General features: G+C 37.6%; 5 protein-coding genes. 3 read left to right on the top strand and 2 right to left on the bottom strand.

Annotated features, from left to right (window positions below; all coding sequences use genetic code 11):
- Window positions 1-215: 215 nt before the first annotated feature.
- A complete protein-coding gene (locus tag H131_RS05350) occupies window positions 216-1,292 on the bottom strand; it encodes a glycosyltransferase family 4 protein (RefSeq protein WP_010858055.1) in 1,077 nt (358 codons plus the stop codon).
- 224 nt (window positions 1,293-1,516) lie between these two features.
- Here H131_RS05350 and secA2 point away from each other — a divergent pair, with 224 nt between their 5' ends.
- Both secA2 and H131_RS05340 read left to right on the top strand, forming a co-directional pair.
- Window positions 1,517-3,883, top strand: coding sequence for an accessory Sec system translocase SecA2 (secA2, locus tag H131_RS05345; RefSeq protein ID WP_010858054.1), 2,367 nt, complete (start codon window positions 1,517-1,519; stop codon window positions 3,881-3,883).
- Complete coding sequence (locus H131_RS05340) at window positions 3,883-4,782, top strand: accessory Sec system S-layer assembly protein (protein WP_010858053.1); 900 nt, start codon at window positions 3,883-3,885, stop codon at window positions 4,780-4,782. Before secA2 ends, H131_RS05340 begins: the two co-directional genes overlap by 1 nt.
- 188 nt (window positions 4,783-4,970) lie before the next feature.
- Here the strand turns inward: H131_RS05340 and H131_RS05335 are convergent, their stop codons facing one another.
- Window positions 4,971-5,864, bottom strand: coding sequence for a C40 family peptidase (locus H131_RS05335; protein ID WP_010858052.1), 894 nt, complete (start codon window positions 5,862-5,864; stop codon window positions 4,971-4,973).
- Window positions 5,865-6,115: 251 nt separating this feature from the next.
- Here H131_RS05335 and brnQ point away from each other — a divergent pair, with 251 nt between their 5' ends.
- A complete protein-coding gene (gene brnQ, locus H131_RS05330; protein WP_010858051.1) occupies window positions 6,116-7,426 on the top strand; it encodes a branched-chain amino acid transport system II carrier protein in 1,311 nt (436 codons plus the stop codon).
- Window positions 7,427-7,690: the final 264 nt, after the last annotated feature.

Genomic DNA, 7,690 nt, shown 5'->3' with positions numbered 1-7,690 from the left:
GGTACTCTTGCCTACCCGAGCGGTACTCTTGCCTACCCGAGCGGTACTCTTGCCTACCCGAGCGGTACTCTTGCCTACCCGAGCGGTACTCTTGCCTACCCGAGCGGTACTCTTGCCTACCCGAGCGGTACTCTTAGTTACCCGAGCGTTACACCCTCTACCCTAAACACGAAAAAAGCAATCCTACACTATGTGCAGGATTGCTTTTTTCGTGTTTATTTATTAAATATCCGCACAAAATTTAACAGCGGTTTGTAGTTTTTACCTGCTAATCCTATCACTTCAACAAAAATTTCAATGGCTGTTAAAATAACAGCGATGAGTAAAATAGCACCCCATAATTTTGCCATCGAGAAGATGATAGCTGCTAACCCGAACATCATGGCAATGCCATAAATAATGAGAACTGTTTGACGATGCGTAAAACCCATGTCCAATAATCGATGATGTAAATGGGATTTATCTGGATCTGACCATTTTTTCTTCATACGTACACGACGTACAATCGCAAAGAATGTATCAGAAATCGGAACACCTAGCATAATAACTGGGATAATTAACGAAATAAATGTGACGTTTTTAAAACCTAGTAATGCTAATACCGATATCATAAAACCAAGGAATAATGCGCCCGTATCGCCCATAAAAATTTTTGCTGGATGGAAATTATAAAATAGGAATCCAATTGTTGCTGCTGCTAAAATTGCCGCAATCGCTAATACAAACATATTGTTCATAATAATGGCCATACCAGCTAATGTAATAAGGGCAATTGATGAAACACCTGCAGCTAGACCATCTAGACCATCAATTAAATTAATGGCGTTGGTGATACCTACAATCCAAAGAATCGTTAAAGGAATACTTAGAAAGCCAAAATCCAATTCGCCAATAAATGGTAGGTTAATATAGTCAATTTGAATACCACCAACAAAGATGACAATCAGTGCAGCAATCAGTTGACCAAGCATTTTCGCCTTTGCCGATATTTCACGCATATCATCAACAACACCTGTAGCTACGATAATGGCAGCTCCGATAATAATTGCAATTAAACCATATTCACTAATATTCAACCTAGGTAGTACGTTTATTAAAAACGGATATAGCATAGCCACTCCAATTAAAAACGCAAGGAAAATTGCCAATCCGCCAAGTCTCGGCATAATTTTTGCATGTACTTTTCGATAGTTCGGCGCGTCAACGGCACCTATTCTGAACGCTAAACGTTTAACTAGTGGAGTTAACAAAATGGAAGCAACGAACGCTGCTATTAAAGACACGTAAAGCATGTCTCTCCTCCTCAAAAAAATAATCTACATTTTAAACCATTTTGATTATAGCACGAACAAGCAATGAAATATACTTTTTCTATTTATTTTCCACCATTTCACAAATGACATATTTCCCTATTATTATGTGCGTATGCTTTATGTCAAATGTAGTCACCATTCGTAAAATTTGATAGAATAATGAAGTGTCTAGCATTTAGACAACTTTAAAGGAGCGTAAATTCATGTTCTCAATTTTTAAACGTACTAACGAGCAAACAAGTGCTCGTCAATTAAAACGTTACTATAAAATAGTAGCGCAGATTAATAATCTTGAAGAAACTTATGTCAACAAGTCAGATGATGAGTTAAAAGAAATGACTTTTATTTTCAAAGATCGTTTAGAACAAGGTGAACCAATTACATCAATCATCCCAGACGCATTTGCTGTCGTACGCGAAGCCTCAAAACGTGTATTAGGTATGCGTCATTTTGATGTGCAACTCATTGGTGGTCTTGTACTAACTGAAGGAAATATTGCCGAAATGCCTACAGGTGAAGGGAAAACGCTTGTCGCTTCACTTCCATCTTATGTACGTGCATTAGAAGGCAAAGGTGTTCACGTTATTACGGTAAATGATTATCTTGCCAAGCGTGACTTCGAGCTTGTTGGACAAATACACCGTTTCCTTGGCTTAACGGTTGGCTTAAACGTGCCAATGATGGAGCCAGAGGCAAAAAAACAAGCCTACAACGCTGATATTACATATGGAGTCGGTACAGAATTTGGTTTCGACTACTTGCGTGATAACATGGCACATAGCCTGGCAGATAAAGTTCAACGTGCCTACCACTTTGCTATTATTGATGAAGTTGATAGTGTACTAATCGATGAAGCAAAGACACCACTAATTATTGCTGGTAAAATGCCTGCGAACGATGAACTACACCGCATTGCATCCATGCTAGCTAAACGCTTCAAAGAAGAAGAAGACTATGATTTTGACGATGAAACAAAAGCTACATCTTTAACAGATAAAGGTATTGAAAAGGTTGAAGCTGCCTTCAATGTTGATAATTTGTATGACCTTGAACACCAAACACTTTACCACTATGTTATCCAAGCTGTTCGTGCTCACGTTATGTTCAAGTGCGACGTTGACTATATCGTTAAAGATGACAAAATCGAACTTGTCGATATGTTCACAGGTCGTATTCTAGAAGGACGTTCACTTTCTGATGGTTTACACCAAGCGATTGAAGCTAAAGAAGGTGTCACAATTACAGAAGAAAACAAAGCACAGGCGCAAATTACGATTCAAAACTATTTCCGCATGTATCCGAGGCTTTCTGGGATGACGGGTACAGCGAAAACACAGGAAAAGGAAATTCGAGAAGTATACGGTATGGAAGTTATTCAAATTCCAACAAACCGTACACGCCAACGTGTCGATCAGCCTGACATGGTTTTCAAAACACAAGAAGCGAAATATAAACATGTTGCTGCAGAGGCTAAACGCCGACATGAAAAAGGTCAACCTATTTTAATCGGTACAACATCTATTCTGCAATCAGAGACTGTAGCTGATTATTTGAAAAAAGAAGGTTTAAAATTCCAATTATTAAACGCAAAAACGGTTGAACAAGAGGTCGAGCTTATATCTGAGGCCGGGCAAAAAGGCCGTATTACAGTTGCAACAAATATGGCTGGCCGTGGTACAGATATCGTACTAGGTGAAGACGTACATGCACTTGGTGGGCTTTATGTCATCGGTACTGAAAAGCATGAAAGCCGCCGAGTTGATAATCAGCTTCGTGGTCGTTCAGGTCGTCAAGGTGACATTGGTGAAAGCCGTTTTATTCTCTCTATTGAAGATGATATGTTCCGCCGTTACGCAAAAGAAGACGTTGAAAAGTTCTCTGCAAAAATGATTACTGATGAAAAAGACGTAATTCAAAACAAAGATGTACAAGAACTTATCGACCGCACACAACGCATTGTGGAAGGCTCACAATACGGCATGCGTGAATACAACTTAAAATTAGATGATGTCATCAACGATCAACGTACAGTAATTTACGGTCTACGTGACAAAATTTTAGCTGGTGAAGACTTAATGGGCGAATTAAAAAAAATGCTGAACGAAACGGTGGACTTTGCTGTACGCGACGCTGCGCCTGAAGAACTCCCTTCTGTAGAATGGGGTTATGACCAAATGGAAAGTTCACTTAATTCCTTATTCACCACGCCGGTTACTATCGATCGTGAAGTTGGCAAAGTAAAACAGATTTTAGCAGATGTACAGCCTTCGGTAGAGGAACTGCTTAACCAGATGGAGAAGTTTACTGAAAATACCCAAGTAATGGCAGTTATTCCGCAAGTAATGCTCAGCTATATTGATAGTGGCTGGGTGAAACATTTGGAAGCGATGGCGCATCTAAAAGAAGGAATCGGCTTACGTCATTATCAACAAGAAGACCCTATGCGCATTTACCAACGTGAGGGACTCGAATTATTCGGGAAGAATTTCCAAGAATTACGCCGTTCTATTATTATAGAAATTACAGGCTTCATGAAAATGATCGAAGCTGAACAGGGGGAACAACAATAATGGGCTTATTTTCATTCTTTAAAAAATCAGACAAAGTCGTCCAAGAAAACACAATTGACTCAAAAGACTTATTAGGAAATGCTTCTTCTAAGAAGAGCGATAATCGTGATGTCGTAACAAAATTATCGTTCCATCCTGAATGGGATGTTCCACAAGAGCAAAAATACATTTTCAATTTCCTTGCTAATGAGCTAGAACCATTAAAACCAAATCAATTATCGCTTTCTTCTATTAGTATTGAAGAAGACCTTCGATCTGGAAAATGGCTCGTTCGTGCATTCTTCCGCTCGTCTTTACCGGAAGCAATTGAGCTTGGTGAAATTGAATTATTCATTATGGATAAAAATGATGAGCTTGTCGCATCAAAAAAATTCGATTTTAAAGCACTGGGGACAATTCCAGGTGAAAGTGCTCGTCCCTGGGTATTTGAATTTGAAAAATCTACAATAAAAGTAGATGAAGTACCTGAAGATGGCTGGAAAATTGCATTTAACCTTGTATCCTTACGTGGTCATCAGTTAGAGCTAGATGAATCATGGGAAAAACAATTACCAGCAGCACAAAAAGAAGAGCTTGCGAAAATCGTCAAAACATTACCAGCGTTAGGCGAAACAGAAGTTAACTTTACAGGACTTCAAGCAAAACTTGCTGAGAACGGTAACCTAAATGTTTCAATCTTTATTCGTAACGGTCATAGCAAGGCCATTAACTTAGAACAATTACCATTAGAAATCATTGATGCAAATGGTAAACAAGTGGCAAAAGGCTCATTTAATATGGACCCTATTCTAACAGTTCAACCGAATTCAACGAAGCCTTGGACCTTCATTTTCCCTGCTGATCTTGTTGAAGCAGATGGTGCTGACCTTACTCGCTGGACAGCACGTGTAACACAATAATTATTTACTCCCCCTTTCGTCTCACTTAAGGGGGAGTTTTTTATGCCTGTTGCAAATTGTATGGTTCTATCAAGGAAAATCACCTTTCTATCAGCGGTTTTCCAACTGCTATCAGCGAATCCGAATAACAGCATCTAATATCCCAATATAAAAAGCGATCTCAACATTTAGCTGAGATCGCCTTGTAATTATTTCACTATATCAAATCGCTTATAAGCTACTAATCTACTTGACCAGTAAGAATAGGTAACATCAGAAATTTCAACACCTTCAGTACCTGCATGAACAAACTTATTATTACCAAGATAGATACCCATATGAGAGATGCCTTCTTTATAAGTATTTTCAAAAAATACTAAGTCTCCAGCTACTGGATTCTTCACATGAGTGGTACTACTAGAATAGTAGCCTTCACTACTATTTCTTCCAATCTTTAAACCACCCTGGTTAAAAGCATAGAAAATAAATCCACTGCAATCTAGACCATCTGGTGTGTTGCCTCCATATAGATAGGGTGTCCCAACTAGCTTATTAGCTACCTCTACAGTTTTCTTATAAATGGCTTGTCCATTAGCCGTAGGATCTTTTGTCGTTTCTGTTGATGATGTACCCGCACCTGAAGTCACATTATTATGTATTGGATCCTCATCGGGGATGACAGCTACTGGAGAAATTTTTAACACTTGTCCAATATAAATCGTATCTTTCTCTAGTCCATTCCAAATTTTAATGTCATTTAATGCCACATTATATTGTTTAGCAATTTTTGATAGCGTATCACCCTTACTTACGGTATGAGTAGCGATAGTTGGTTGTGCAGGTGTTGATGGTTTCGAAGGCTTAACCGTTTCACCATTCGTCTGTTTAGTAATCTCTAGTTTTTGTGCAACATAAATCGTATCTTGCGAGAGATTATTCCATTTTTTAATATCTTGAATAGTTACTTGATGGTTTTGGGCGATTTTGGATAATGTATCCCCTTTTTGTACTGTATATGTCGCCGCTTCTGCCGTTTGTATTGCGAAAAATGAAGTCGCAATAGTACTTAAAGCAAGAATTCTCCATTTTTTTGACTTTTGCATATCAAATTGCCTCCGTTCATGCTAGAATATTTCCTTGTGTGTCTATCATACTAAAAATTTGTGTATTCAGAAATCGGAAATACTGACTATTTTTCAAACAAATTATCAATCTTATAAAATACTACAGAATCCGACTACTTTACAACGATTAACTCGTTGCATGATTATCAATCATATGATAACATACACTTCTGTATTTAAAATTTTTAGAAAGTTTAATCTTTTCACTAATAAAGGAGTTTTTAATTTTTATGAAATTCATCAAAGAGAATCTAGCTGTAGGATTACTACTTTTTGCCTTATTCCTAGGAGCAGGAAATATTATCTTTCCACCATTATTAGGTCAACAAGCAGGAGAACATATAACAGTGGCAATGATTGGTTTCTTAATAACTGGTGTAGGTTTGCCATTACTTGCTATCGTCGCTGTTGCCAAAGCAGGAGGCGATTTACAACTACTTGCTAATCGTGTTAACCCAGTTTTTGGTATCATTTTCACTTCGATTGTTTATCTAGCAATTGGGCCATTTTTCGCAGTACCACGTACAGGCTCTGTGTCCTATGAAATCGGCATTGCACCGTTTCTTTCAGAAGCAGCAGCAGATCACTGGGCTCCACTATTCATTACTTCTGTTTTATTTTTTGCTTTAATACTTTATTTAGCCATAAACCCTTCTAAACTTGTAGATCGCGTGGGAAAAATATTAACCCCTGCACTACTGATTGTTATTTTATTACTAGCTGTTAAAAGCTTTGTAACGCCAATGGGCGAATCTAGTTTAGCCGTTGGAAAATATACAACTTCACCTTTTACTGAAGGCTTTATTCAAGGCTACTTAACGATGGATGTACTTAGTGCGCTTGTTTTTGGAATCGTTATTTTACAGGCATTACGTGGCATGGGTATGTCTGATACTAAAAAACAAGTCAAAACGACGATTTTTGCAGGAATTGTTGCAGCAATTGGTTTAGCATTTGTATATATATCACTTGGCTATATCGGAAACACAAGTGTTGATGCCATTGGTGTATCAGATAATGGTGGTATCATCATTGCTAAGTCGGCTGACGTACTTTTTGGTAATCTAGGAAGTGTTATTTTATCAATTACCATTTTACTAGCTTGCATCTCGACTGCTGTCGGTTTGCTTACTGCCAATGCACAGTTTTTCAATAAACTATTCCCTAAAATTTCATATAAAACATTTTTAATAGTTTTCACGATTTTCAGTTTAGCTATCACAAACGTTGGCTTATCTACGATTATTAATACATCTCTTCCTGTACTTTTAATTATCTACCCATTGGCAATGGTATTGATGGTATTATCGCTTGTAGATAGCTTCTTTAAAGGTGGACAAATTGTTTACATTTTAGCATTAATCCCAACATTCATGGTTAGTCTTTACGATGGCTTAAAACTAATGAATTTAAAAATAGTTCCTTATGAAAATTTCTTAAAAGCGTTACCATTATATGAACAGAGTCTCGGTTGGCTTGTACCTGCAATAGTGGGCGCAATCATTGGCTTTATCATTCATATTAGTTTCAAGAAAAAATAATTGCTTAAAAGACACATCTATCGATTTACAGACGTGTCTCGAGCTGTAGACAGACTCAGAAAATTGAGTTTGTCTACAGCTTTTTTCTTTTAAATAGAAGTATCTATATGAACCGTTGATTTCCGCTACGGTGGACGCTTTTCGCGGGCACGGCTTCAGTCCATATCTGTCAACTTTAGATTTCCAACCATTCATTTGTTTAATTTTTCAAGAAGAATGGTGTGTTTTATTTCTTTTGAAAAAGGGTACTAGTATTTTTAGGAA

Origin of the sequence: Lysinibacillus sphaericus OT4b.31 (assembly GCF_000392615.1) — a bacterium.
GTDB classification, from domain to species: domain Bacteria; phylum Bacillota; class Bacilli; order Bacillales_A; family Planococcaceae; genus Lysinibacillus; species Lysinibacillus sphaericus_B.
This window is presented reverse-complemented; position numbering and strand designations above follow the sequence as displayed.

Excerpts from the sequence above, each read along its gene's own strand:
- H131_RS05335 (WP_010858052.1), bottom strand. The coding sequence starts at position 5,864 with ATGCAAAAGTCAAAAAAATGGAGAATTCTTGCTTTAAGTACTATTGCG.
- secA2 (WP_010858054.1), top strand. The coding sequence starts at position 1,517 with ATGTTCTCAATTTTTAAACGTACTAACGAGCAAACAAGTGCTCGTCAA.
- H131_RS05340 (WP_010858053.1), top strand. The coding sequence starts at position 3,883 with ATGGGCTTATTTTCATTCTTTAAAAAATCAGACAAAGTCGTCCAAGAA.
- brnQ (WP_010858051.1), top strand. The coding sequence starts at position 6,116 with ATGAAATTCATCAAAGAGAATCTAGCTGTAGGATTACTACTTTTTGCC.
- H131_RS05350 (WP_010858055.1), bottom strand. The coding sequence starts at position 1,292 with ATGCTTTACGTGTCTTTAATAGCAGCGTTCGTTGCTTCCATTTTGTTA.